26 protein-coding genes and 2 riboswitches are annotated in these 25,553 nt (G+C 68.7%); of the genes, 8 read left to right on the forward strand and 18 right to left on the reverse strand.

The features are described 5' to 3' along the window. Window positions 1-28 precede the first annotated feature (28 nt). The gene (locus IG04_RS0113495) at window positions 29-844 is read left to right on the forward strand and encodes a spermidine synthase (RefSeq protein ID WP_051769855.1); all 816 of its coding nucleotides are present in this window, start codon (window positions 29-31) and stop codon (window positions 842-844) included. Window positions 845-902: 58 nt separating this feature from the next. Here the strand turns inward: IG04_RS0113495 and IG04_RS0113500 are convergent, their stop codons facing one another. The 3 genes from IG04_RS0113500 to IG04_RS0113510 all read right to left on the reverse strand — a co-directional run bounded on the left by IG04_RS0113500 (window position 903) and on the right by IG04_RS0113510 (window position 5,101). Beyond that, window positions 903-2,954 carry a S9 family peptidase gene (locus IG04_RS0113500; protein WP_030476959.1) on the reverse strand — a complete coding sequence of 684 codons (2,052 nt, stop codon included), beginning with the start codon at window positions 2,952-2,954 and terminating at the stop codon, window positions 903-905. Between the two features lie 153 nt (window positions 2,955-3,107). Further along, window positions 3,108-3,878 (reverse strand): DUF1295 domain-containing protein, encoded by a 771-nt coding sequence (locus tag IG04_RS0113505; RefSeq protein ID WP_030476960.1) that lies wholly within the window; start codon window positions 3,876-3,878, stop codon window positions 3,108-3,110. Further along, the gene (locus IG04_RS0113510) at window positions 3,875-5,101 is read right to left on the reverse strand and encodes an SAM-dependent methyltransferase (RefSeq protein WP_036014587.1); all 1,227 of its coding nucleotides are present in this window, start codon (window positions 5,099-5,101) and stop codon (window positions 3,875-3,877) included. Before IG04_RS0113510 ends, IG04_RS0113505 begins: the two co-directional genes overlap by 4 nt. Before the next feature lie 154 nt (window positions 5,102-5,255). On the opposite strand from IG04_RS0113510, the gene IG04_RS0113515 reads away from it, so the two are divergent. After that, window positions 5,256-5,933 carry a COG4315 family predicted lipoprotein gene (locus IG04_RS0113515; protein ID WP_211257751.1) on the forward strand — a complete coding sequence of 226 codons (678 nt, stop codon included), beginning with the start codon at window positions 5,256-5,258 and terminating at the stop codon, window positions 5,931-5,933. 163 nt (window positions 5,934-6,096) lie between these two features. Here the strand turns inward: IG04_RS0113515 and glyA are convergent, their stop codons facing one another. From glyA to IG04_RS0113555, 8 genes are all read right to left on the reverse strand, one after another. After that, window positions 6,097-7,362: a serine hydroxymethyltransferase gene (gene glyA / locus IG04_RS0113520; protein ID WP_030476963.1), complete on the reverse strand. Its 1,266-nt coding sequence runs from the start codon at window positions 7,360-7,362 to the stop codon at window positions 6,097-6,099. Window positions 7,363-7,375: 13 nt separating this feature from the next. Next, window positions 7,376-8,470 (reverse strand): glycine cleavage system aminomethyltransferase GcvT, encoded by a 1,095-nt coding sequence (gcvT, locus tag IG04_RS0113525; protein WP_030476964.1) that lies wholly within the window; start codon window positions 8,468-8,470, stop codon window positions 7,376-7,378. Between the two features lie 99 nt (window positions 8,471-8,569). Continuing rightward, a riboswitch (glycine riboswitch) is annotated at window positions 8,570-8,657 on the reverse strand. Window position 8,658: 1 nt separating this feature from the next. After that, window positions 8,659-8,749, reverse strand: a riboswitch (glycine riboswitch). 45 nt (window positions 8,750-8,794) lie between these two features. Next, window positions 8,795-9,097: a DUF3817 domain-containing protein gene (locus IG04_RS0113530; RefSeq protein ID WP_030476965.1), complete on the reverse strand. Its 303-nt coding sequence runs from the start codon at window positions 9,095-9,097 to the stop codon at window positions 8,795-8,797. Between the two features lie 14 nt (window positions 9,098-9,111). Then, entirely contained in the window at window positions 9,112-9,492 is a 381-nt protein-coding gene (locus IG04_RS0113535; protein ID WP_030476966.1) for a hypothetical protein, read from the reverse strand. A 176-nt stretch (window positions 9,493-9,668) separates the two neighbouring features. Next, a complete protein-coding gene (locus IG04_RS0113540) occupies window positions 9,669-10,160 on the reverse strand; it encodes a hypothetical protein (protein ID WP_030476967.1) in 492 nt (163 codons plus the stop codon). 164 nt (window positions 10,161-10,324) lie between these two features. Beyond that, window positions 10,325-10,504 (reverse strand): hypothetical protein, encoded by a 180-nt coding sequence (locus IG04_RS0113545; protein WP_030476968.1) that lies wholly within the window; start codon window positions 10,502-10,504, stop codon window positions 10,325-10,327. A 337-nt stretch (window positions 10,505-10,841) separates the two neighbouring features. Beyond that, window positions 10,842-11,981: a CaiB/BaiF CoA transferase family protein gene (locus IG04_RS0113550; RefSeq protein WP_030476969.1), complete on the reverse strand. Its 1,140-nt coding sequence runs from the start codon at window positions 11,979-11,981 to the stop codon at window positions 10,842-10,844. Beyond that, window positions 11,978-13,114, reverse strand: coding sequence for an acyl-CoA dehydrogenase family protein (locus IG04_RS0113555; protein WP_030476970.1), 1,137 nt, complete (start codon window positions 13,112-13,114; stop codon window positions 11,978-11,980). The genes IG04_RS0113550 and IG04_RS0113555 overlap by 4 nt, the downstream gene beginning before the upstream one ends. A 106-nt stretch (window positions 13,115-13,220) precedes the next feature. On the opposite strand from IG04_RS0113555, the gene IG04_RS0113560 reads away from it, so the two are divergent. Genes IG04_RS0113560 through IG04_RS48600 form a run of 4 tightly spaced genes read left to right on the forward strand, consistent with a single transcriptional unit; the run spans window position 13,221 to window position 17,133 of the window. Next, entirely contained in the window at window positions 13,221-13,655 is a 435-nt protein-coding gene (locus tag IG04_RS0113560; RefSeq protein WP_036014519.1) for a GNAT family N-acetyltransferase, read from the forward strand. Window positions 13,656-13,710: 55 nt separating this feature from the next. Further along, on the forward strand, window positions 13,711-14,913 hold the full coding sequence (locus tag IG04_RS0113565; protein ID WP_030476972.1) for an acetyl-CoA C-acetyltransferase: 1,203 nt from the start codon (window positions 13,711-13,713) through the stop codon (window positions 14,911-14,913). A gap of 3 nt (window positions 14,914-14,916) precedes the next feature. Continuing rightward, window positions 14,917-16,944 (forward strand): 3-hydroxyacyl-CoA dehydrogenase NAD-binding domain-containing protein, encoded by a 2,028-nt coding sequence (locus tag IG04_RS0113570; RefSeq protein WP_030476973.1) that lies wholly within the window; start codon window positions 14,917-14,919, stop codon window positions 16,942-16,944. A 60-nt stretch (window positions 16,945-17,004) separates the two neighbouring features. Beyond that, the gene (locus IG04_RS48600) at window positions 17,005-17,133 is read left to right on the forward strand and encodes a hypothetical protein (protein WP_276326671.1); all 129 of its coding nucleotides are present in this window, start codon (window positions 17,005-17,007) and stop codon (window positions 17,131-17,133) included. A 1-nt stretch (window position 17,134) separates the two neighbouring features. On the opposite strand, the gene IG04_RS0113580 is transcribed toward IG04_RS48600, so the two are convergent. Then, window positions 17,135-18,085: an AraC family transcriptional regulator gene (locus IG04_RS0113580; RefSeq protein WP_030476974.1), complete on the reverse strand. Its 951-nt coding sequence runs from the start codon at window positions 18,083-18,085 to the stop codon at window positions 17,135-17,137. Between the two features lie 207 nt (window positions 18,086-18,292). After that, the gene (locus IG04_RS0113585) at window positions 18,293-18,841 is read right to left on the reverse strand and encodes a DM13 domain-containing protein (protein WP_030476975.1); all 549 of its coding nucleotides are present in this window, start codon (window positions 18,839-18,841) and stop codon (window positions 18,293-18,295) included. A 62-nt stretch (window positions 18,842-18,903) separates the two neighbouring features. Between IG04_RS0113585 and IG04_RS0113590 the strand changes: the two genes are divergently transcribed. Then, complete coding sequence (locus IG04_RS0113590) at window positions 18,904-19,254, forward strand: hypothetical protein (protein WP_030476976.1); 351 nt, start codon at window positions 18,904-18,906, stop codon at window positions 19,252-19,254. A gap of 122 nt (window positions 19,255-19,376) precedes the next feature. Here IG04_RS0113590 and IG04_RS0113595 read toward each other — a convergent pair whose 3' ends face one another. From IG04_RS0113595 to IG04_RS0113605, 3 genes are all read right to left on the reverse strand, one after another. Then, window positions 19,377-19,772: a hypothetical protein gene (locus IG04_RS0113595; RefSeq protein WP_084401667.1), complete on the reverse strand. Its 396-nt coding sequence runs from the start codon at window positions 19,770-19,772 to the stop codon at window positions 19,377-19,379. A gap of 36 nt (window positions 19,773-19,808) precedes the next feature. Next, window positions 19,809-20,837 (reverse strand): LacI family DNA-binding transcriptional regulator, encoded by a 1,029-nt coding sequence (locus tag IG04_RS0113600; protein WP_420843979.1) that lies wholly within the window; start codon window positions 20,835-20,837, stop codon window positions 19,809-19,811. A 75-nt stretch (window positions 20,838-20,912) separates the two neighbouring features. Then, window positions 20,913-21,935 carry a GNAT family N-acetyltransferase gene (locus IG04_RS0113605; protein ID WP_036014522.1) on the reverse strand — a complete coding sequence of 341 codons (1,023 nt, stop codon included), beginning with the start codon at window positions 21,933-21,935 and terminating at the stop codon, window positions 20,913-20,915. Between the two features lie 72 nt (window positions 21,936-22,007). Here IG04_RS0113605 and IG04_RS0113610 point away from each other — a divergent pair, with 72 nt between their 5' ends. Continuing rightward, on the forward strand, window positions 22,008-23,207 hold the full coding sequence (locus IG04_RS0113610) for an esterase-like activity of phytase family protein (protein ID WP_030476980.1): 1,200 nt from the start codon (window positions 22,008-22,010) through the stop codon (window positions 23,205-23,207). A gap of 78 nt (window positions 23,208-23,285) precedes the next feature. On the opposite strand, the gene IG04_RS0113615 is transcribed toward IG04_RS0113610, so the two are convergent. Both IG04_RS0113615 and IG04_RS0113620 read right to left on the reverse strand, forming a co-directional pair. Then, a complete protein-coding gene (locus IG04_RS0113615) occupies window positions 23,286-24,692 on the reverse strand; it encodes a GH1 family beta-glucosidase (RefSeq protein ID WP_051769821.1) in 1,407 nt (468 codons plus the stop codon). Window positions 24,693-24,728: 36 nt separating this feature from the next. Further along, on the reverse strand, window positions 24,729-25,553 hold the full coding sequence (locus IG04_RS0113620; RefSeq protein WP_030476982.1) for a carbohydrate ABC transporter permease: 825 nt from the start codon (window positions 25,551-25,553) through the stop codon (window positions 24,729-24,731).

Raw genomic sequence — 25,553 nt, forward strand, 5'->3', positions numbered from 1 at the left:
CACGATCAACGAGCCGCTCGCCGATGGCATGACCCGCCACTGGCAGGTGGACGAGGTGCTGGTCGACACCAAGACCGACTTCCAGCACCTGGTGATCGCCCGTACGGCGCAGGGGTTGTCGCTCTTCTGCGACGACGACCGCCAGTCGACGGAGTTCAGCCAGCTGACCTACCACGAGGCCCTGATGGTGCCGGCGCTGTTGCTGGCCGACACCGTCGAGCGCGTGCTGGTCATCGGCTCCTCCGAGGGCGTCGTGTGCCAGATGGCCGTCCAGCACGGTGCGACGGTCGTCGACCACATCGACATCGACGAGCAGGCCGTCAAGCTGTGCGCGGAGCACCTGCCGTACGGCTACACGTCCGAGGAGCTGGCCGAGGCGGAGAAGGGTTCCGGCCCCATCCGCGTGCAGTACATCGACGGGTTCGAGTACATCCGCACGACGTCGGAGAAGTACGACATCGTGCTGGTGGACCTGCCCGACGAGCGCGAGGAGGAGGCGCAGCACAACCGCCTGTACGGCGCGGACTTCCTGCGCATGTGCAAGGCCCTGCTGCGTCCCGGCGGCGTCGTCGTCAACCAGTCCGGTTGCCAGACGATGTGGCGCAACACCACGCTGATCCGCTCCTGGCAGCGGTTCAACGAGGTGTTCGACACCGTCGCCTACTACGGCTCGGACGAGCACGAGTGGGCCTACCTGTTCGGCCGCGCGGACGTCGTCGAGGACCCGACGGCGCTGATGGTCGAGCGGCTGAAGACGGCCGGGTACCAGCCGGAGTCGATCGACGACCTGGCGCTGCTGGGCAACAGCATCCCGCCCTACCGGGTACGGCAGTCGCTGGCCTGATCGCAGGCTTTCGAAAGGGGCGCTTCCCGTTGCGGGAAGCGCCCCTTTCTTATGGCGGTCAGGCGAGCGACTGCTTGAGGAACTCGACCTGCAGCAGCAGGAGGTTCTCCGCCACCTGTTCCTGCGGGGTCATGTGCGTGACGCCCGAGAGCGGCAGCACGGTGTGCGGGCGGCCGGCGGCGAGCAGGGCGCTGGACAGGCGCAGCGTGTGCGCGGCCACCACGTTGTCGTCGGCCAAGCCGTGGATGATCATCAATGGACGGGAGAGCTTGTCCGCGTCGGCGATGAGGGAGTTCGAGTCGTAGACCTCGGGCCTGTCGTCCGGGTGGCCCAGGTAGCGCTCGGTGTAGTGGGTGTCGTAGAGGCGCCAGTCGGTCACCGGGGCACCGGCGATGCCCGCATGGAAGACGTCCGGGCGGCGCAGGACGGCCAGGGCGCTCAGGTAGCCGCCGTAGGACCAGCCACGGATCGCCACTCGGGTGAGGTCGAGGTCCGGTTCGAGCGCGGCGGCCGCTTGCAGGGCGTCCACCTGGTCTTCCAAAGTGGCGCCGGCGAAGTCGAACGCGATCGCGCGTTCCCAGGCGAGGCCCCGGCCCGGGGTGCCGCGGCCGTCGGCGACGAGGACCGCGAAACCCTGGTCCGCCAGCCACTGCGAGGCCAGGAAGGCGTTCTGGGCCGACACGACGCGCTGGGCGTGCGGGCCGCCGTACGGGTCCATCAGCACCGGGAGCTTGGTGCCCGGGACGTGGCCGGTGGGCAGCAGGAGCGCGGCGCGGATGGAACGTTCGCCGAGGGTCAGCATGCGCGGGGACGCCTTGAGAACCGGCGTGTCCGCCCACGACTCGATGATGTGGTCACCGACGCGCGCCCGTGCGCCGAACCAGTCCAAAGTGGCCGACACGAGGACAACCGTGTCACCGCCCCGAATCGCGGAGTGCACACCGTCCTCAGAGGACAGTTTCTCAACGCTGCCGCCGACCGAGTAGACGTGCACCTGCGTCGGGTCGTCAGCGGCGGAGGCGGCCACGAGGATCGAGTCATCGGCGATGTCGAGCACCCGGCGCACCTGGAGTCCCGAGGTCAGGACCTCGTCGCCCACGCGGAGCGCGTACTCGTCGCCCTCCCCCACGATCCGCACGAGACGGCCGTCCGGAGTCCACGCCGGAGCGCCGTCGCTGACCTCGAGCCACGTCGGATCGGTCTCGACCGCGAGCTCCGTGACAGCGCCGGTCTCCGGGGACAGCGTGTAGATCCGGCGGGTGCGCTGGTCGCGGGTCTGCGTCGTGATCAGCGGGGCGCCACCGGACGACCAGTGCACGTCGTTGAGGTAGTCGAACTCCAGCAGCACCGGGACGAACGTCGTGTCGAGCGACACCACGTGCAGCGACACCGTGGCGTTGGCCGTACCCGCCGCCGGGTAGGCGATCTCGGTGGCGGCGGTGCCGGGGTTCGCCGGGTCGGCGATGTACCAGCGCTGCACCGGGGCGTTGTTCACGCGCGCGGCGATGAGGCGGTCGCCGTTCGGCTCCCACCAGTAGCCGCGGTAGCGCGACATCTCCTCGGCCGCGATGAACTCGGCGAGGCCGAACGTCACGTCCTCGCCGTCCGGCTCGGCGACGGCATAGTCCTCACCCGAGCTCAGCTCGACCACGCGCAGCGTGCCGTTCGTGACGTACGCCACACGCCGCCCCGTCGGGTCCACGCGCGGGTCGACGACGCCACCCCGGGTCGGCAGCTCACGGGCGGTACCGCTCACCAGGTCGGCCACGAACAGGCGGCCCGACAGCGCGAACGAAGCCACCGAGGCGTCCCGGGAGAGCGCGTAACCGACGATGCCCGCACCGGACTCACGCGTGCGCTCGCGGCGTGCCTTCTCCTCCGCAGGCAGATCCTCCGGATCGGACAGCAGCGTCGCCGGGTCGGCGAGCAGCCGTTCGACGCCGGTGGTCGTGTTCAGCTCCCAGAGCCCGTTCGCACGGCTTGTGGCCGTGGCCGGGCGCAGGAAGAAGACACGTGCGCCGTCCGCTGACACCGCGAATGTCCTCGGTGCGCCGACGGTGAACCGCTGGGTGCGCGCCTGTTGGCGCGGGAAGGAGATGTCGTTGCCCACGCTCCAACATTAACCCGCGCACGCGTGCCGCACGGGCGCTGTGACGTGCACTGCTTCGCACGACAGGCGCCGCCGAGCCACCAGGCCAGGCGCTGGGAAGCCGGGCACGACGACCTCCAGGCACGCCACCTCGCCGCGCACCCCCGCCAGCCCCTACCCCACGCGACTCTTCGGAGGCAGCGGGATGAAACCACTGGTGCGCCGCACATACTCGGCGTAGCCGGGACGGCGCGACACGATGTCCTTCTCCAGCAACGGCTTGCCGCTGCCCTTCGCGAGCAGCCACGTCATGATCACCGGACCGATGATCGTGAGCGCGGCGAGCCACGAGTGCAACGCGAACAGGTAGAGGCCCCACCACACCACAGAGTCGCCGAAGTAGTTCGGATGCCTTGTGTAGCGCCACAAACCGCGGTCCATCACGGCGCCCTTGTTCGCCGGGTCCGCACGGAACCGGGAGAGCTGCCAGTCACCTACGGCCTCGAAGACGAAGCCGACCATCCACACGCCAGTGCCCACCCAATCTAACACTCCGAACGGGGCCGAAAGATGCTGCGCGGCCTGGACCGGCAGCGACACGATCCACATCAGCACGGCCTGGAGCAGGTAGACGCGGTACATCCGCAAGCGCGGATTTCCCTTGGCACGCCTCAACATGTCCTGATAGCGCGGGTCTTCGTCCTTGCCCCTGTTGCGCGAGTGGATGTGCACGCCCAGGCGTAGACCCCACACCACGGTCAGGACGGTGACGACCCACTGCCGAGTCGGTTCGCCCTCCGCGAACAGCAACGTGATCACCGCGATCACGGCGAAGCCAGGGCCCCACACGGAGTCGATCAGGTCGTAGCGCTTGCGGGAGTCCGCGTACAGGAACAGTCCGCTGAGCAGCACCAGCACCACGACAAGGCTGATCAGGAAGCTCATCGGGCGACCAGCTCACGGCGCACGCGCGGCATGCCGCTGCGGCCGTTCTCGCTCCTGCGCACCGCGAGGATCTGGTCGACGCCCATCCGGCCCTCCTCGAACGTCAGCGCGCCGCCCGCGAGGTACAGCCGCCAGACGCGCGCCTGGCCCTCGCCGACCAGGGCGACGACCTCGTCCCAGCGCTCTTCCAGAGTCTGCGCCCACGCCCGCACGGTCCACACGTAGTGCTCGCGCAACGCGTGCACGTCGCGGATCTCCAGGCCGGCGCCTTCGAGAAAGCCGGTGGTGGCACTGACCGGCCGCATGTGCATGTCCGGCGCGACGTACGACTCGATGAACGCGCCACCGCCGGGTGCGTTGTGTCCGCGCGACATCTGCTGCAGCAGCAGGCGGCCCTCGGGCTTGAGCAGCCGGTGCAGCGTCGAGGCGTACTCGGGGTAGTTGCTCTCGCCGACGTGCTCGCCCATCTCGATCGTGGAGATCGCGTCGAACGGTTCGTCACGCACCTCGCGGTAGTCCTGCAACCGCACCTCGACCCGGCCGGTCAGTCCTTCGGCCTCGATCCGCCCCAGGATGTGCGCGCGCTGCTGGGCGGAGATCGTCACCCCCGTCGCGTGCACGCCGTAGTGCTTCGCGGCGTGGATGATCATCGAACCCCACCCGCAGCCGACGTCGAGCAGGCGCATGCCCGGCTCCAGGCCGAGCTTGCGGCACACGAGGTCCAGCTTGTTGTGCTGCGCCTGCGCGAGCGGCTCGTCCTCGGACGTGAAGTACGCGCACGAGTAGGCCATGCTCGGGTCGAGCACGAGCCGGTAGAAGTCGTTGCTCAGATCGTAGTGATGCGAAATGGCATCACGGTCCCGGCTCTTGGTGTGCAGCGCGCCCCGCAGCCGGGCTTCCTCCTTCGGCGCGTCCGGGTTGGGCCCCAGCACCTTCAGCCGCAACGCGAGCTTCGCGACCTCCGAGAGCCGCGGCCGCCGGGTGACGCCCCGCCGCACCAGCCCCCAGATCTGCGAGAGACCGGTCGCGAGATCACCCTCCACGTCGAGCTCCCCGCTCACGTACGCGCGCGCGAGCCCCAGTTCGTTCGGGCTCCAGACGAGCCGTCGCAACGCGTCGCGCGAGCGGATCACGACCACCGTGCCGTCCTGCGGCCCGGCCACACTTCCGTCCCAGGCCCGAAATCCGATCGGCAACGCTGCACCCAGCACCCGTTCGGCCATTCCCGCCAGCTGACCAGCGACGACCACCTTGCACCTCCTGCGTTACCCGGCTCCGCCAGACGTTCGAGACGGGACGAGGTTCGGTTCGTTTCTGAACCGAGACGCAACCGGGGCCGTATGGCCTGGATAGAGCGAACGGATGGACGAGGAGGACATGAGTGTGATCCGACGTAACCGCATTGCCATCGGGCTCGCCGCGGGACTGGCAGTTGTGCTGGGTCTGGGTGTCTGGAGCGCCACTGGCAGTGGCACGAACTCCAAGCCGGTGGCACAAACGCAAACCGACCTGGGCGTCCTCGGCGACTACGGCGACGTGGGTCAGCCCCCGGTACTCCAGGAGCCCGCGCAGGCCCCCGAAGCCCCTGTCCAGCAGCAGGCCCCGGAAGTTCCGGCCGCGCAGCCCCCGGCGGCGCAGCCCCCGGCAGCAGCCCCGGTCAGCACGTTGAAGCTGGTCGGCAAACCCGTCGACAAGATGGGCCTCGTGGTCCAGGACGGCGACGGCCGCACCCTTTACCGCTTCGACAAGGACACCCCGAAGCCCGAAGGCAAGTCGAACTGCAACAACCAGTGCGCCGTCACCTGGCCGCCGCTGATCGCGGACACGATCCCGCAGGTCGAGGGCGTCGACGCGAAGCTCGTCTCGCTGATCACCCGCGCTGACGGCAAGAAGCAGGTCGCCATCGACGGCTGGGCTCTCTACACCTACTCGCAGGACCCGAAGCCGGGCGCCTGGAAGGGCCAGGGTGTCGGTGGCACCTGGTTCGTCATCCAGCCCGACGGCAAGCGCAACGTGGAGTGCCTGCCCCCTGGTGTCACGGCCCCCGCTGCCTAACCCCACAGCATCCCTTTAGGACGGTCCATCTGAAACACACAACACCCTGACACGGTGAAACCCCGGCCCTGGGGAAGGGGCCGGGGTTCCCGTCGTTTCGCTCTCGGGTCACAAACGCGAGGGGCGCCACCGGAAATCCGGTGGCGCCCCTTGTCGTTCAGCGTCAGAGCGTCGAGTACAGCGGGTGCTTCGCCGCCAGCACCTCGACGCGCGCACGCAGCTCGTCGATCGCCGCGCCCGGCTTGAGGGCCTCCGCGATGACGTCGGCGACCTCGGTGAAGTCCACCTCGCCGAACCCGCGGGTCGCGAGCGCCGGCGTGCCGATCCGCAGACCGGAGGTGACCATCGGCGGCCGCGGGTCGTTCGGAACGGCGTTGCGGTTGACCGTGATGCCGATCCGGTGCAGCACGTCCTCGGCCTGCTTGCCGTCCAGTTCGGAGTTGACCAGGTCGACGAGGACCAGGTGCACGTCCGTGCCACCGGTCAGCACCTTCACGCCGGCCGCGGCGACGTCCGCCTGCGACAGGCGCTCGGCCAGGATCCGCGCGCCCTCGAGCGTGCGGCGCTGACGGTCCGCGAACTCCGGCGAGGCGGCGTGCTTGAACGCCACCGCCTTGGCCGCGATCACGTGCTCCAGCGGCCCGCCCTGCTGGCCGGGGAACACCGCCGAGTTGATCTTCTTGGCGATGTCCGCCTCGTTCGACAGGATCACGCCGCCACGGGGACCGCCGAGGGTCTTGTGGGTCGTGGTCGTCGTGACGTGCGCGTGCGGCACGGGCGACGGGTGCAGGTCGGCGGCGACGAGGCCGGCGAAGTGCGCCATGTCGACCATCAGGTAGGCCTCGACCGAGTCCGCGATGCGGCGGAACTCGGCGAAGTCCAGCTGGCGCGGGTAGGCGGACCAGCCGGCGACGATCAGCTTCGGCCGGTGCTCCTGTGCCAGGCGCTCGACCTCGGCCATGTCGACGCGGCCGTCGGAGTCCGCGACGTGGTACGGCACGACGTTGTAGAGCTTGCCGGAGAAGTTGATGCGCATGCCGTGCGTCAGGTGGCCGCCGTGCGCGAGGTCCAGGCCCAGGATCGTGTCGCCGGGCTGGAGCAGCGCGAACATCGCGGCCGCGTTGGCCTGCGCGCCCGAGTGCGGCTGGACGTTCGCGAAGCCCGCGCCGAAGAGCGACTTGATGCGCTCGATGGCGAGGCGCTCGACGACGTCCACGTGCTCGCAGCCGCCGTAGTAGCGGCGGCCGGGGTAGCCCTCCGCGTACTTGTTGGTGAGCACGGAGCCCTGGGCCTGCAGCACCGAGACGGGCGTGAAGTTCTCCGAGGCGATCATCTCGAGCGTGCCCTGCTGGCGTGCCAGCTCGGCCGCGACGGCCTCGGCCACCTCGGGGTCGTACTCCGCGAGGGAGGCGTTGAACTGGTCGGACATCTGGAGGATCTCCCTACTTGGCGCGCTTGTAGAACGGAAGTGCGACGACCTCGACCGGCTGCTTCTTGCCTCGGACGTCCACCAGCAGTGAGGTGCCGGGCTCGGCACTGGCCTTCGTCACGTAGGCCATGGCGATGGAGTAGCCGAGGGTCGGGGACAGCGCGCCCGACGTCACCTCGCCCACGACCTCGTCGCCGTCAAGCACCGCGTAACCGTGGCGGGGGGCGCGGCGCTCGGGCGTCTTCAGTCCGACCAGGACCGAGTCCACCCCGGACTCGGCGACCTTGGTCAGCGCGTCGCGGCCCACGAAGTCGCCGGGCTTGTCGAGCTTCACGACGCGGCCCAGGTTCGCGTTGTAGGGCGTCAGCGACGTCGTGAGCTCGTTGCCGTACAACGGCATCCCGGCTTCGAGACGCAACGTGTCGCGGCAGCCGAGACCGCACGGCTTGAGCTCGTGCGCCTCGCCGGCTCCCAGCAACGCCGCCCAGACCGCGGGCGCGTCGGCGGGGGCGACGAAGAGCTCGAAGCCCTCCTCGCCGGTGTACCCGGTGCGGGCGAGCAGCGCGTCGACACCGGCCACGGTGGACGGGTACGAGGCGTAGTACTTGACCGTCGACAGGTCGGTGGCGGTCAGGCCGGAGAGGATCTCGACCGACTTCGGGCCCTGGATCGCGATCAACGCGTAGTCGGTCGAGGAGTCGGTGACGACGGTGTCGAACCCGGCGGCACGCTCGACCAGCGCCTCGGCGACGACAAGGGCGTTCGAGGCGTTCGCGACGACCATGAACTCCTGGTCGCCCAGGCGGTACACGATCAGGTCGTCGATCACGCCGCCGTCGGCCTGCGTGATCATCGTGTAGCGCGCCTTGCCGACGGCCAGTGCCGAGATGTGGCCGACCAGCGCGTAGTCGAGGGCCTCACCGGCCTGCGGTCCGGTCAGGACGATCTCACCCATGTGCGTGAGGTCGAACAGGCCCGCGGTCGTGCGCACCGCGTGGTGCTCCGCGAGTTCGGACGAGTAGCGCAGCGGCATCCGCCAGCCCGCGAAGTCGGTGAACATCGCGCCGAGCTGCTCGTGCTCGGCGTTCAGAGGCGTGAGGCGGGACATCAGAACGCTCCTCCAGGGTGCGCCGAAGAGCCGGACGCGGCCGGCTGAGGCATCAGAAGAATGACACGGTCCATCGGAGACTCCTCACTAGAGCGAGCCTCCCCCTCTGTCATGAGCCTGAGAGCTTCACCACCGAAGTGGCTTGCACCGTGGGCGAGGCTGCTGATGAGCCTGCTTTTCAGAGTTGCCTTCGTCGCGCGGTACTTGTACCTGAGAGATTCCGGGGAGGAGTTGCTCCTTCGGCGCTCCCATCGAAGGGAGCTCTCCCGCGCGACATCGACGGCCGTGTTCAGTTGTCAGCCCCAGACGCTAGCAGGCCAAACGTCACAGGGGCACGCCCTGCGCGGTCTTCTCGACCACCTTGCGCTCCGCCCAGAAGGACAGGAACGGGATCGTGCCGGCGAGCAGCACCAGCGCGGTGCCCTTGATCGACCAGCGCAGCTTCAGCGCCAGGTCGACGGAAATCACCAGGTAGATGGCGTAGAGGAAGCCGTGGATCGGGCCGACGACCTTCATCGCGCCGTCCATGTCCGCGGCGTACTTGAGCACCATGGCCACGACCAGGAGCAGCAGGAAGACTCCGACCACGTAAGCCATGACCCTGAACCGGGTCAACGCACCCTTCATCTGCCCGCCTTCGCTCAACGACCGTCCCGCGCGTTGAGGTCCGCGAGCATGCGGTTGTAGGCCGCGAGCTCCGCGTCTTCTTCGTCGTCGAAGTGCTCGACAGGCGCGGGTTTGACGGCGTCAACGGTAGCCACCGGTGCAGGAGCGGGCGCAACCGGCTCCGGTACGAGATCCGCGTCACGGTTCAGGCGCGCCAAGCGCCGGAACCGCCACACCATGAAGAGGGGGAAGAGGCCGAAGAGCGGCCACTGGAGCACGTATCCGAGGTTCTGGAACGTGCCGCTGGCGGACTCGAAGCGCTGCCACTGCCACCACGCGAGCCCGCAACAGGCGACCAGCGCCGCCAGACAGGCGAACGCGATCAGCACACGTTGGGGAGTAAGGAGGCCGCGCACGGCTCCCAGACTACTTGGGTGAGGCCTCCTGACGGAGGCCACCCCGTGGGGGGTCCGGGGGCTCGCCCCCGGCTGGGGCGTGGGGGCTCGGCCCCCACAGAACACGTGGAACGATTCCTGTGAGCGCGTTCCGCGAACATAGGGGCCCCGATCGTGGAGCCCCGTCCGACCTACGCTTACGCGACGCCGTCCCGGCGCTGCCTCTGCAGACGTGCAACGCACCAGGCTGCGGCGGAACCGCGGCGAAGGTGCTGGAGAACCGTCATCGGTCCCAGGCGCCGACCGAGGTCGGCAGGAGACAGGCCGGCCGCGCGGTAGTCGAGCGCGCGCTGGTCCAACGGGCTGATGCCCGCGTCCCACCACTGCTCGGCCTCGGCGACGTCGCCCACCAGCTGCCAGTAGCTCGCCGCGGCGGCGAGCAGTGCCTCGGGTGCCTCCGGCGCCCGCTTGCGCATCGCGGCCACGTAGGCCGGATCCGCCGAGTCGACCTTGACCAAGCCACGCGACCCGCTCCTGCCTCCCCGCTGCGCGGGGATGCCTGGCGCCGAGGGGGGAGCCTCCGCGAGCCATGCGTTCTTGATCCGGTTCACCTCCTGCATCTCTGCGTCATCAGACCGTTCAGCCGCCCACTGCTGCAACAGCTCGTGGACCCCGGAGTCCTCGACCATATGTGCCTCCTCGTCGGTCGGGGATCGGCCATTGCAGCGGAAGGTATTCGGTAGGTCTGACAATCGCCAGACCCTGAATCCCGAGAACACCCGTTACCAGTGCGTGATTGGCCTCATTCCACCCGTCCGGCTCAACGCAGACGGCCGAGGATCACCCACTGTCACTAGCTGAGCGGGGTGGCCGTGCCGAAGAGGCTCCTGATGAAGGTGATGATCGACTCCGCGCCCTGACGCAGCCAGCCGAGTACCTGCTGCACCGCCGAGGCGGACTGCTCGGGCTGGGTGATCAGGAGGAACAGCACCAGCGCGACGCCCGCCAGCACTAGCACCTTCTTGAGGTTCACAGGTACCTCTCCGTCCGTGTGGTTCACCGGTCGAGCGGCAGACCGCCCGTGTCACCCGTCATGGTCCCTCATTCACCCTTGCGATGAACAACGACCACGCCAAACTCCTCCCAGGATCCACCAGCGGCGCACGCCTGCACGACGACCAACGTCACCCGAATGGCGGCTAAAGACGGGCGTCAGCAGCGCCGATGTCCTGGGCACGAGGTGAACACGGAACCCCTCGCATCCCACAGCTTGGAAGAGAGACTGTTGCACCGGCCCTCACCCGGATGCCGCTCGTCCCCCATCACGCACCGTCACGCCCGCGTGGCGTTATTAATGCGCACCCGAGCATTCATCCAATTACTCCAGACCGTCGCAGTTCCATAATCCGTGCGTCCGCCACACCCATGTCGGCAAGCACTTCCCCGGTGTTCGTCCCGGCCGAAACCGGAGCTGTGGGAACGGCCGTAGGAGTGCGGTCGAAGCGGGGCGCCGGCGCCGGATGCGGCGAACCGGACACGTCCACGAAAGTGGACCGCGCCTCGTTGTACGGATGCCGTGCCGCCTCGGCAGGGGTCAGCACCGGCGCCAGGCACGCGTCCGTGTCCCGCGCGAGGTCGGCCCATTCATCCCGCGGCCGGGTCTTCACCGCCGCCGCAATGCGTTCCCGCAGCTCAGGCCAGTTCGCCGGATCGTTGCGCGAGGGCGCGTCCGCCAGGCCCAGCACGCGCACGAGGTCCGCGTAGAACTTCTCCTCCAGCGCCCCGATCGCCACGTACTTCCCGTCCGCGGCCTCGTAGACGTCGTAGAACGGCACTCCACCGTCGAGCATGTTCTCGCCGCGCCCGCCCGCCCACATGCCCGCGGACCGCATTCCGTGCAGGAACGTCGTCAGCAACGCCGCCCCGTCGACCATGGCGGCGTCCACGACCTGGCCACGCCCGGAGCGCTCGCGTTCGTACAGCGCGGCGAGCACGCCGAGGGCCAGCAGCAGCCCTCCCCCGCCGAAGTCGCCGAGCAGGTTGATCGGGAACGACGGCGGCCCGCCGGCCCGGCCGAGGGGCTCCAGGGCACCCGCGACGGCGATGTAGTTGATGTCGTGGCCGGCGCGGTCGGCCAGGGGCCCGTCCTGGCCCCAGCCGGTCATGCGTCCATATACAAGGCGCGGGTTGCGGGCGAGGCACTGCGCCGGGCCGATGCCCAGCCGTTCGGTGACGCCCGGCCGGAAGCCCTCGATGAGCACGTCGGAGCGTTCGACGAGGCCGAGAACCAGCTCCGCACCTTCTGGCTTACGGGTGTCGATCGCGATCGAGCGCCGGTTGCGGCCGAGGAAGTCGCCGGGGATCGTCGGCACGCTCCCCGGCTTGTGCACCTGGATCACGTCCGCGCCGAGGTCGGCGAGCACCATGCAGCCGAACGGCGCGGGCGCGAGGCCCGCGAGTTCGATCACGCGAAGTCCTGCAAGGGGCCCCGTGCCAGTAGAAGTAGTCACAGGTGCCTCGCGATGATTTCCTTCATGATCTCGTTCGTCCCGCCGTAGATCCGCTGCACGCGGGCGTCGGACCAGGCACGCGCGATCGGGTACTCGTTCATGTAGCCGTAGCCGCCGAAGAGCTGCACGCACTCGTCGACGACCTTGCCCAGCCGGTCACTGGCCCACCACTTCGCCATCGCGGCAGTCGGGATGTCCAGTTCACCCTTCAGGTGCTTCTCGACGCACTCGTCGATGAACGCCCTGGTCACCGCTGCCTCAGTGGCGCACTCGGCGAGCTTGAACCGGGTGTTCTGGAACTTCATCAGCTCCTTGCCGAACGCCGTGCGCTCCTTCACGTACTTGAGCGTCACGTCGACGGCCGCCTCGATGCCCGCGATGCAGCAGACGCCGATGATCAGCCGTTCCTGCGGCAGCTGCTGCATGAGCTGGATGAACCCGAGGCCCTCCTGCTCGCCGAGGAGGTTCGAGGCGGGCACGCGGACGTCGTCGAAGAACAGCTCGGCGGTGTCCTGGCCCTTCATGCCGACCTTGTCGAGCACGCGGCCGCGCCGGATGTCGTTCTCGACGACGAGCAGCGAGATGCCCTGGGCACCCTGCGCCGGGTCGGTCTTGGCCACGACGATCACCAGGTCGGCGTGCACGCCGTTGGTGATGAACGTCTTCGAGCCGTTGATGACGTACTCGTCGCCGTCCCTGATCGCCTTCGTCCGGATGCCCTGCAGGTCGGAGCCCGCGCCGGGTTCGGTCATGGCGATCGCGCCGACGTACTCGCCGGACGCGAGCTTGGGCAGCCAGCGCCGCTTCTGCTCCTCGGAGCCGTAGGAGTTGAGGTAGTGAGCCACGATGCCGCTGTGGACGCTGTTGCCCCACGCGCTGTCGCCGGCCCGTGCCTGCTCCTCCAGCAACACGGCCTCATGCGCGAACGTGCCGCCACCGCCGCCGTACTCCTCGGGGATGCTCAGGCACAGCAGGCCGAGCTCACCCGCCTTGCGCCACAGTTCGCGGTCGACCTGCTTCTGCTCGGCGAAGCGCTCGACATGCGGTGTGACCTCCTTTTCGAAGAACGTGCGTGCGAGCTGGCGCAACTGGTCCAGGTCACTGTCCATCCACCGCGATCGACGCTCTGCCATGCGGTCCACGAAACCACCGGGCGGTGATCCACACCATGACCGCCGCGCCTGCACAGCCCGGAAAAACTGAGCGAAATTCCCACCCCGTTCGTACAGACTGACGGGTATGCAGATCCACCAGGTCACGCCGGACGAGTGGGAGCTCTGGCGCGACATCCGACTGGACGCGCTGGCCAGCGACCCCGAGGAGTTCGGTTCCACACTGGCCCGCGAGCAGGCGTACGGCGAGGACGACTGGCGTGCACGCGCGGCGGAGGGCCTGAAGCTCGTCGCGCTCGGCCCCCGCCCGGTCGCCCTGGTCGCCGCCACCGCGAAACCCGAGGGCCTCTACCTCTACTCGATGTGGGTGCGTGACTCCCATCGCGGCCAGGGGGTCGGGGAAGCCCTGGTCAGGACGGTCCTGGCGTGGGCGGCCGAGGAGGGCTGGAAGGTCGTGCGGCTGCGCGTGTGGGACGACAACCTGCCGGCGCGACGCCTCTACAGGCGGCTCGGGTTCGTCGACGCCGAGGAACCCGAGCACATGGAGTTCCGGGTGAGCTAATCGGTCACCCTTCACGGTCATGGCCAGCTCCTGCGCGCGGGCCTAGCGTGGTGCCATGAGCGAAGCCTTGATCTTCGACGCGGTGCGCACGCCGCGCGGCAAGGGAAAGCGCGGGTCGCTGCACAGCGTCAAGCCCGTCGAGCTGGCCGCCGGTGTACTGCGCGCGCTGTCCGAACGCAACTCCCTCGACACCTCCGCGGTGGACGACGTCGTGTTCGGCGTCGTGTCTCCGCTCGGTGAACAGGGCGGCGACATCGCCCGCACCGCGGTGCTGGCCGCCGGATGGGACCAGCGCCCGGCCGGGGTGCAGCTCAACCGCTTCTGCGCGTCGGGCCTCGAGTCGGTGAACCTCGCCGCGGCCAAGGTCGCGTCCGGGTTCGAGGACCTGGTGGTGGCGGGCGGCGTCGAGTCGATGTCGCGCGTGCCGATGGGGTCCGACGGTGGCGCGTGGGCGATCGACCCGCAGACCAACTTCGACCTGTCGTTCGTGCCGCAGGGCGTGTCCGCCGACCTGATCGCGACGCTGGAGGGCTTCTCCCGCACGGACGTCGACGCCTGGGCCGCCCGGTCGCACGCCCGCGCGTTCGAGGCGCAGAAGGACGGCCGATTCGAGCGGTCCGTCGTGCCGGTCGTCGACCAGAACGGCACGGTGGTGCTCAAGGAGGACGAGACGATCCGTCCCGAGTCCACTGTGGAGTCACTCGGCCGGTTGAAGCCGAGCTTCCAGTTCCACGGCGACCTCGGCTACGACACCGTCGCGATCGACCGCTACCCCACCGTCGAGCGCATCAGCCACGTGCACACGCCCGGCAACTCGTCGCAGATCGTCGACGGCGCCGCGGCGATGCTGATCGGTTCGGCGGCGACGGGCAAGGCTCTCGGCCTGACGCCCCGCGCCCGGATCGTGTCGGTCGCCGTCGTGGGCACCGAGCCGACGATCATGCTCACCGGACCGGCGCCGTCCGCACGCAAGGCGCTGGACAAGGCGGGGCTCTCGGTCGAGGACATCGACCTGTTCGAGGTCAACGAGGCGTTCTCGTCGGTCGTGCTGAAGTTCCTGCGGGACATGGACATCCCCGAGGACAAGGTCAACGTCAACGGCGGCGCGATCGCGCTGGGCCACCCGCTCGGCGCCACCGGCTGCATGATCCTGGGCACGCTGCTGGACGAGCTGGAGCGCCGGGACCTGCGCCGCGGGCTCGCCACGCTGTGCGTGGGCGGCGGCATGGGTATCGCGACGATCATCGAGAGGGTCTGAGGCATGCCGTTCCACTACGACAAGGACGCGGACGGCATCGTCACCCTGACGATGGACATGTCCGGCTCCGCCAACGTGATGAACGACGAGTACCGGGGCCTGATGGGCGACGCGGTCTCGAAGCTCGAGGGCGACGACATCACCGGCGTGATCATCACGTCCGCCAAGAAGACGTTCTTCGCCGGTGGCGACCTGAACGTCCTGATCGCGATCACGCCGGAGAACGCCTCGCAGGCGCTCGAAGGCGTCGAGGAGCTCAAGTCGCAGCTGCGGCGGCTGGAGAGGCTCGGCAAGCCGGTCGTGGCGGCGATCAACGGGACCGCGCTCGGCGGCGGTTTCGAGATCGCGCTGGCCGCGCACCGCCGGATCCTGTTGAACGACAACAGCATCCGCGTCGGTCTGCCCGAGGCGACGCTGGGCCTGCTGCCCGGCGGCGGTGGCGTCACGCGCATGGTGCGTCTGCTGGGCGTGCAGAAAGCGTTGCCGTTGCTCATGGAGGGCAAGCAGCTGCGGCCGGAACGCGCGCTGCAAGCCGGAATCGTGCACCAGGTCGTGGACACGCGCGAGGAGCTGATCTCCGAGGCCCGCGCTTGGATCAAGGAGAACCCGGCGCCGGCGCAGCCGTGGGACGTGCAGGGCGCGGGCGTGCCGGACCTGAAGTTCGGCGACCCCAACAGCTATGGCTTGCTCGCGGCGGCTCCGGCCGTGCTCAGCAAGAAGTCGCACGGCGGGTACCCGGCGCCGGAGAAGATCATGGCGACGGCCGTCGAGGGCGCCTACGTCGACTTCGACACGGCGCTGAAGATCGAAGGCCGCTACTTCGTGGAACTGGCCTCCGGCCAGGTCTCCAAGAACATGATCACGGCGTTCTGGTTCAACCTCAACGAGGTCAACGGCCGCGCGTCCGCCACGGGACGTCGGGTGGCCAAGCTCGGCGTGCTGGGCGCGGGCATGATGGGCGCCGGAATCGCCGAGGTGTCGGCGAAAGCGGGCATCGAGGTCGTCCTCAAGGACGTCAGCCTCGAAGGTGCCCAGAAGGGCGCTCAGGGCCTGGCGGGCATCACGCCGACCGACTCCGACGACGACCTCGCGGGCTGCGACCTGATCATCGAGGCCGTCTTCGAGAACCGCGAGCTCAAGAACAAGGTGCTCCCCGCGGCCGAGGAGAAGGCGTTGCCGGACGCGGTGATCGCGTCCAACACCTCGACGCTGCCGATCACCGGCCTCGCGTCGGCGGTCACGGCGCCGGAGCGGTTCATCGGCCTGCACTTCTTCTCACCCGTGCCGAAGATGCGGCTCGTGGAGATCATCCGCGGCGAGAAGACGTCCGACGAGACGCTCCAGCGCGCGCTGGACTACGTGCGGCAGATCGGGAAGACGCCGATCGTGGTCAACGACTCGCGCGGCTTCTACACCTCGCGGACGTTCGGCACGTACGTGATCGAGGCGATCACGATGCTGGCCGAGGGTGTGGCGCCGGCGTTGATCGAGAACGTGGCGAAGAAGTCCGGCATGGCCGTCGGCCCGCTGGCGGTGTCGGACGAGGTGACGCTGTCGCTGCAGCTGAAGATCCACGACCAGACCGTCGCCGACGACCCGTCGCTGGTGTCGGAGAGCCCGGCGTACGACCTGATCCGCGAGCTGGTGTCGCTGGGCCGCAGCGGGAAGTCGACCGGCGCGGGTTTCTACGAGTACCCCGAAGGCGGGAAGAAGTTCCTGTGGCCTGAGCTCACCACCCGGTACGCGAAGGCCGACGCCGGTGTGTCCGAACAGGACGTGCGTGACCGGCTGCTGTTCGTGCAGTCGCTGGAAACCGTGCGGTGCCTGGACGAGGGCGTGCTGACGTCGGTGGCGGACGCGAACATCGGCTCGATCTTCGGGTTCGGCTTCGCGCCGTGGAGCGGTGGCACGCTGCAGTTCATCAACTCCTACGGCGTGCAGGCGTTCGTGGAACGCGCGGACTACCTCGCGGACACGTACGGGGAGCGGTTCCGGCCGCCCGCCTCGCTGCGGGAGCGCGACAGGTTCTGACGTTTTGGCATGTTTTGGAGTGCTTGCGGCCGTCCACAGGACGGCCGCATTCTCTTTGCCATGAAGAAACTGTTCACCGCACTGGTGTCCGCCGCGGCCGCGATGCTCGCGCTGGCGGGCCCCGTGTCGATCGACACGTTGCTGCCCAACACCGAAACGGTGGCGGCCGGGGACGGCTGGGAATGGTGAGTCAGGCCCGGTAGGAGCCGGGTGAGGACCCGGTCCACCGCTTGAAGGCCCGGTGGAAGGCGCTCGCCTCGGAGAACCCGAGGCGCAGCGCCAGTTCCTCGACCGACTCCCCGCCCCGCACCAGCGAGGCCACCGCCTGGTCGCGCAGCAGTTGCTCACGCACCTCGCGGAACGACGTCCCCTCGGCCGCCAGCCTCCGGCGCAACGTGGGCGCCGACACCCCGAGCTGGGCCGCCACGGCCTCCAGCCCGGTCACACCGCGCCCGAGCAGCCGCCGCACGTGGCCCGACGTGTCCGCGCCGTGGTCGCGCCGCGACAACAGGTCCGCCGGCGAGTGCCGCAGGAAACGCTTCAGCGCCGCCTCGTCCTGCACGACGGGCATGCGCAGGAACTTCGGGTCGAACGCGATCGTGGTGACGCGCGCGTCGAATCGCAGCGGGCATCCGAAGATCAGGTGGTACTCGGCGGCGTGCGCCGGTTCCGGATAACCGAACTCGGCCCCCTGCAACGGGATGCGGCGACCGATGAGCCACGACGAGAAGCGGTGCCACAGCACGAGAAGCGACTCGGTGAGGAAGTGGTCGGGGTCGCCGGGGACGTGGAGTGTGAAGCGGCCGCCGTCGAGCGAGAGCTCCAGCGGCTCGTCGAAGAGCGCGTAGAAGGCCAGGCCGCGCTTGAGTGCCGATTCGAGGTCCGGGCAATGCACGGCGAGCAGGCACATCATCGCGAACGTGCCGCGCTTCGACGGCCGCGGCCCGAAGCCCATGAACTCGTCGTCGAGGACTTCCCAGAGCGTCTGGATGAACTTCGTGTACTGCGCGGGCGTGACACGCGCACGGTCGTCCGTGAGAAGGCTCTGCGGGATACCGGCACCGAGCAGGACGACGGACGGCTCCGGGCACGCGCGGAGTGCCGCACGCACGTAGTGGATCGCCACTGTCCTGGTGTGCACGACCCACAGTAAACGCCACCGGCGGCGACGCGGCTCCGGGGAGAGTGGGAGTCGCGTCACCGCCGCAGTGGGCCCACCCAGTGAGCCGTACTCCTCGCCAACGGGGCTTCCGCACGCCCGCCGGCAAGGGACGATGTTGCGTCCGTCGACGCTATGTGGTCTAGACCAGGAAAGTCAATAGTGAAAGAGTCGTCCGGTCTTGATGTTTCAGGCTTGTTCCAGCGGCGCGACAGCGAAGCCCGCACTGAACCTCTGGCACCAGATCACGACACTCCGAATAGCGGACACATCCACGCTCGCCGGAATTGCGTACACCTGATCGCCACGGTTTCCCTTCAACTTGCCGAGACTCGTGAATCCCTGACCAAAGGTCTTCTCGGACGAGCTCGACACGTGCGGCGAGAGGTAAACGTACAGGTCAGGCCCATCGCTGGTGTTCAACGAGGCGAACTGGACCGAATACCCGCCACCAGGCAGTTCGATGAGGCTCGCCTTACCTGTGGTCGCGTGCTCCAGTGAGCGCCACTCGCCGGCCGCGACCTCCTTCGGCGTTTCGACAACGGGCGCGGTGGCACTCGAAGCAGTCGACTGCGCCGTCGACTGCGCCGTCGACTGAACCGTGGCCGGAGGCACGAGCAACGCGTCGCGCGTTTCGCGAACCGTGAGCAGCCGCCACGGCTGGAACAGGTACAACCCGACCCCGAGCGCGACGACCACCAGAACTGAGACGGGAATCAAGAATCGACGAAGGCGCATACCGAAAATACTGACCCAAACCGGACCGAAAAGAGCTTACGGAGTTGTTAGGGTGCCAAGCCGTGGCGACACAGGCGAGGATCGGCCAGGCCGTGCTCGGCGTCCTGATGATCGGCTGCGCTCTGACGGGCCTGTTTCCCAGACCCGTGCCGCTCCTCTTCGCCATCGCAGCAGTAGGCACGGCCAACGCCGCGTTCCCCCTCATGCGCACGTTCGGCTCCGCACTGCTGGGCGGCGTGGCAGCAGCCTCGATCGCCCTCTCCTCGGTCCCGTTCGTCACCTGCTCCACGGAACGCTTCACCGAGGTGTTCACCTGCTCGGGTGACGCTCCGACGTGGCATCTGACCGGAACCGTGCTGGTGGCAGGCCTTTCCGGGGCCAGTTTGGTACTTGCCCGGATCACAGTTCAGTGACAGCGATCACTCAACCGGGGCCATCAAGGAGCCGATAAGGCAACCAGGCGAGCGTTCTCCTACCACCGGCCCAGCCGGTAATCTGCCGAAGAGCGTGATCGCCCGACTTCACACCGTGAGCATCAGAGGAGGACTGCCGTGCGCGCACTGTGGGCCGCAGGTGGTTCCGCCGTGCTCGGATCAGCGTTGCTCGGCGTGCTGGTAGGCATGGCGATCCATGGAGCGGCCGGCGAAGACCCGCTGAGCAGAACCCCGGCATCCACCTGGATCACGTCCACCTCCAGCACCCCACCGAGCTCGACGGAGAGCTCGACCGCGGACAGCAGCGCACCGTCGAGCTCCATCAGCTCGCCCCCGAACACGCAGCAACCACAAAAAACGACCACGCCACCCCCGGCGGCGACGAACCCGGCCCAGCCCCCGCCCCCACCGGCACAAACGACGACGCCGGCGCCGTCCTCGTCCGGCTGGCCGTGCAGCCCGCTGAACCCACTCCCGCCGCCCACCTGCAAGAACATGGGCAACTAGCCGCCGGGCGCAGGCTTGCGCAAGGGTCAGGCAGACTCGCGCCGCACCAACACGGTGGGCAACATCTGCTGCTTCCTCTTCACAGTCTCATCCCGGAGCAGCTTCACCAGGTGCTCGACCATCACCTTGACCTGCTCGTCAGAATCCTGCCGAACCGAGGTCAACGGCGGCGAAGTGTGCTCGGCGATGGCCACGTGATCGTCGAACCCGACCACGGCGACATCCTCGGGAACCCGCCGACCGGCCTCCTGCAACGTCTCCAGCGCCCCAGCCGCCATGAGGTCGGAAGCAACGAACACCGCATCAAGCGCGGGCACCCGCGCCAGCAACGAGGACATGGCCTTGCGCCCACCCTCCCGGGTGAACCCACCGTCCTCGGTGAGGCGAGCCGCTCCCTTGTCGTCCAGCGACATGGCCGACTTGAACCCGTTCAGACGGTCTATGGCGGACAGTTCGTCCAGGGGCCCGGAGACGTGGACGATCTTCTTGCGCCCGAGCGACTTCAGGTGCTCGGTGGCGAGTACGGCGCCGCCCTCGTTGTCGTTGTCCACGAGGTGCATGCCCCGCAACGACCCCCACGGCTTGCCGGCGTACACCACGGGCAGCGGCAGCTTCTTCACGATCGAGACCAGCTCGTCGTTGCGGTGCGGTGCGAACACCAGGGCACCGTCGACGTGACCGCCGGCCAGGAACCGGTGCGCTCGGATCTGGTCGTCCAGCGAGTGCACGAGCATGAGCACCATCTGCACGTCGACGTCGGCCAGTGCCCGTGCCCCCGCACGGATCAGGCGCGCGAAGTGCGGGTCATCGAAGATCTTGGGTTCCGGCTCGGAGAACAGCACGGCCACGGCGCCGGTGCGGCGGGTGACCAACGCGCGCGCGGCGCGGTTGGGCTGGTAGCCCAGCGCCGCTACTGCGGCGTTGACCGCTTCCAGTGCCTCCGGGCTGACGCGCGGTGACGCGTTCAGCACTCGTGACGCTGTCGCGCGGGAAACCCCTGCCCTCGCGGCAACGTCTTCCAACGTCGGACGCGCGTGGTTGGACACGAGCACCACCACTCCTCGATGAAAACCTTTGATCCGCTAAGCAGCTTAGCCCCAAAGGATCTCCAAGGAGGGTTTCCGCGCTGTTCATCGTGTTTTTTCGGCGACCTCGGTGGCTTCCGGTGCCTTCAGGGCACGCACGCGAGGCGTGATCGACACTCGGAGCAGACCGTCTTCACGGCGTGTCGTGGTGGCGAGGCCGGCGCGTGCGGCCGTGCGAACCAGGGCGGTCTCCGAAGGCAGGCACCACGCGACGAGCTCCGTGAACCCGGCGGCGCGGGCGTCCGACGCCAGGGCGCCGAGCAGGGCCGCGCCCACGCCTCGGCGTTGCCAGGAGTCCTCGACCAACAACGAGACCTCGGCGCAGTCCGGTGTGCCGGTGTGGATGAGTTGTCCCAGGGCGACGACCTGGTCGCCGCACTGAGCGAGGACCGTGGTGCCGCGCGGCGGGCTGAGCAGGCGGTGCAGCCAGCGGCGGGGCACGGTGCGCATGCCCGAGTGGTAGCGGTTGAACATCGTCCTCATGGAACAGCGGGAGTGCAGGGCGGCGACGGCGTCCTCGTCCGCGTCGGACCCCGGACGCAGGACCAATGCCGCGCCGTCGTCGCTGAGCACCGCACGCATCGAGGGCGCCGGGGCGTCCACGAGGTCGAGCAACGCCTGTGCGCGCGTGAGTTCGACCTGGGTGAAGGGAGCCCAGCCTCGCCGGGCCACCCACTCTCCCAGCTGGACCTGGCCGTCGGCGGCCTCGCCGACCGTCACGGAGTCGGCGGCCAGTACCTGGCGGAGCGCGTCGCCGGTCTGTTCCGGGTCGGTGAGCGCCATCCGCGCGGCGCGCAGCACGGCGGTCGGCTCGTCCACGAGGTCGCGCAGGTCGGCTCGGGTGATGCCGACGCGTTTGCCTCCCTCGCTGCGCACCGCCTCGACGAGGTCCGCGGGGAGCACGCCGGGAGCCGCCCGCACGACGATCTCGTCCAGCACCCCGCCGGGCACGGGGATCACGTGCAGCGCGAGGACGTTGCAGTCGGCGGCGGCCAGCCGGACGGTGACGCGCGCGAGCGCGCCGGGGCTGTCGCTGAGTTCGAAGCGCAGGCGCCAGGTCGTCGTCATGACGTCAAGAGTTCATGGAACTTGTTGCCGCGAGGCGAACCACGGGTAAAACGCTCGTCATAGGGTCGCCGCATGAGGAGAACACTGGCCGTAGGCCTCACTTTGCTCACCGTCACGGCACTGGCCACGCCCACCACCGCCGCTCCCGGTACGGCCGGCCAGAAGCCTCCCAGGCAGGCCACGCTGACGAATTTCGCCTTTCTCCCGGCGGAGACCTACCTGCCCGGCAGCGAACCGAGCGGCGCGGCACTGGGGACGGCCCCGATCAACGGGGTCACGCCGCCGTTCGCGGACCAGCCGATCCAGGGTTTCAGCGGTCTCGTCCGCAACAGCGACGGCACGTTCGACGCCATCTCGGACAACGGCTACGGCACCAAGGCCAACAGCGCGGACTTCCTGCTGCGCATCCACCGCATCGCGCCCGACTTCGCGAAGAACACCGTCGACGTGCTCGGCGGCATCACGCTGACCGACCCGAACGGCCACATCCCGTTCCCGCTGACCAGGCAGGACCGGGTGATCACCGGCGCCGACATCGACATCGAGTCGGTCACCCGCGGCGCCGACGGCACGTACTGGATGGGCGACGAGTTCGGCCCGTACCTGCTGCACTTCGACCGAGCGGGTCGCCTGATGGCACCTCCGGCTCCACTGCCGGGCGTGCGTGCTCCGGAGAACCCCGCCGGCAACCCGAACCTGGGCGGCAGCAAGGGCTTCGAGGGCATCACGCTCTCGCCGGACGGCAGGACGATCAACGCGCTGCTGGAGGGCACCGTCGCCGGTGACACGCCGGGCACGCTGCGCCTCAACGAGTTCGACATCGCGAGCAACAGCTTCACCGGCAAGACCTGGCGCTACCAGTTGGAGGACCCGAACTTCGCCATCGGCGACGCCATCGCGGTCGACGCCAACCGGCTGCTGATCATCGAGCGGGACAGTGCCCAGGGCGCCGACGCGATCGTCAAGCGCGTCTACCTGGCCGACAAGCGGGACCGGAACAACGACGGCAGGCTCGACAAGACACTGGTCGCCGACCTGCTGAACCTCGCCAACCCGAAGCACGTCGGCGGGCAGGCGGACCCGTTCAGGTTCCCGTTCGTCACGATCGAGGACGTCACGATCCTCGACGACCGCACGATCGCGGTGCTCAACGACAACAACTTCCCGTCGTCGTCGGGCCGCACGCCGGGCAAGCCCGACAACAACGAGTTCATCACCATCAAGCTCGGGCAGAACCTGCACGCCGACCCGAGGGTCCTGCGCAGGCGCTGACACAAGAGAGCGCTCTCACCTGCAGGCACAAGTATCCGCAGGTGAGAGCGCTGAGGCCCCCTCGGCCCGTCCTATCGGCTAAACGGTGTAACCGTGCGCGGGAAGCCCGTTCTGCCCGATGATCCGGGACAACGCGGCCGCGCTCTCCTTGACCGTGCGCTGCTGCGTCTCGAAGTCGACGTGCACGATCCCGAACCGCTGGGAGTACCCGGCCGCCCACTCGAAGTTGTCGAGCAGCGACCACGCCAGGTAGCCGCGGATGTCGGCGCCCTCGGAGATCGCCCTGTGCACCGCGCGGACGTGGTCCACCAGGTACTTCGTCCGCTGGACGTCGTGCACGCGACCCGCGGGGTCGACGACGTCCGGGAACGCGGACCCGTTCTCCGTGACCACCAGCGGCACGCCGGCCGTGTCCCGGGACAGGCGCACCAGCAGTTCGGTGAACGCGTCGGCGTTCTGCTCCCACCCGAACCCGGTGAGCTCGCCCTGCGGCGGCTGGATGGACACACCGCGCAGGCCCGCGTGCGGACCGGCCGGCACGAAGTCCGGGTCGGCGGGTGCGACGCGGGTCGGGTTGTAGTAGTTCACGCCGATCCAGTCGATCGGGGTCGCGATGGTCTCCATGTCCCCGTCGCGGACCACGTTCGTCCAGTCGCCCAGCCACGTCGTGTCCTGCAGGACGTCGAGCGGGTAGCCACGGCCGAGGACCGGGTCGAGCAGGATGCGGTTCTGCAGGCCGTCGACCTTGCGAACGGCCTCCGCGTCGTCGCCCCAGATCGTGCTGAAGTTGAGCACGATCGACAGCCGGTGCGACTCCGGTGCCTGCGCGCGCAACGCCTGCGTGGCGAGCCCGTGGGCCAGCAGCAGGTGGTGCGCCGCCTCCAGGGACGCCACCGCGTCGGTGATGCCCGGCGCGTGGATTCCGTTGCCGTAGCCCAGGAACGCCGAGACCCACGGCTCGTTCAGCGTGGTCCAGGCCTGTACCCGGTCGCCGAGCCGTTCGTGCACGATGGCCGCGTACTCGGCGAAGCGGTAGGCGGTGTCGCGGTTGCGCCAGCCGCCGAAGTCCTCCAGGACCTGCGGCAGGTCCCAGTGGTACAGCGTGGCGAGCGGCTGGATGTCCTTCTCCAGCAACGAGTCCACCAGCCGGTCGTAGAACGCGAGCCCGCGCTCCTCGACCTGGCCGCTGCCGCTGGGCTGGATCCGGGGCCACGCGATGGAGAACCGGTACGAGGCCAGCCCGAGGGACTCCATGAGGTCCACATCGGACTGGTACCGGTGGTAGTGATCGCAGGCGGGGTCGCCCGTGTCACCGGCCAGCACCTTGCCGGGCGTCGCGGCGAACGTGTCCCAGATCGACGCGCCACGACCGTCCACCGTGGTCGCGCCTTCGATCTGGAACGCCGCGGTCGCCGCTCCCCAGAGGAAGTCCGGCGGGAAGGTCAGCACGTCCCGCCCGACCTCGACGTCCGAGTCGGTCGTCATACATTCACATCCTTGTGGCTTGAGCCCTGCTGAGTGTCATCCCTTTAGGGCGCCCTGCATGAGGCCGCCCACGATCTGACGCGACAGCAGGACGAAGATCGCGATCACCGGCAGCACCGCGATGGAGGCGCCGGCGAGCATCAGCGAGTAGTCGGTGTAGTACCCGCTGGCCAGCGTCGACAGGGCCACCTGGACCGTCGGGCTGTCGTTGGGGTCGAGCACGATCAACGGCCAGAAGAAGTCGTTCCAGGCCGTCATGAACGTGAACATGCCCAGCACGGCGGCCTGGGGCCGCACCGCGGGGAACCCTACGTGCCAGAACGTCCGCAGCACCGAGCAGCCGTCCATGCGCGCGGCCTCGATCAGCTCGTACGGCACTGTCTCCTCGCACGCCTGGCGCATCCAGAACACCGCGAACGAGCCGATCAGCACCGGCACGATGACCGCCTGCAGGGTGCCGTACCAGTCGAGGTCGGACATCAGCATGTACAGCGGGATCACGCCGAGCTGCGTCGGCACCATCGCGGTGCCGAGCACGACGAGGAACAGCGAGTCGCGGCCCCTGAACCTCAGCCGCGAGAACGCGAACCCGGCCAGCGTGCCCAGCACGACGTTCGAGATCGCCACGCTCGACGCCACGATGAACGAGTTCTGCATGGCGAGCCAGAAGTCGACGGTGTCGAAGACGCGGGTGATGTTCTCGACCAGGTTGCCGCCGGGGATCAGTGGCGGGACCTTCTCGCCGAGAACCGAGTTGTCCTTCGACGCGACGATGAACGAGTAGTACAGCGGGAAGATCGACGCGGCGAGCACGGCGACCAGGAACCCGTAGAGCAGCGGGCCTGCCTTGGCGTTCTTCAT

Source organism: Lentzea albidocapillata, assembly GCF_000719115.1.
GTDB lineage: Bacteria > Actinomycetota > Actinomycetes > Mycobacteriales > Pseudonocardiaceae > Lentzea > Lentzea albidocapillata.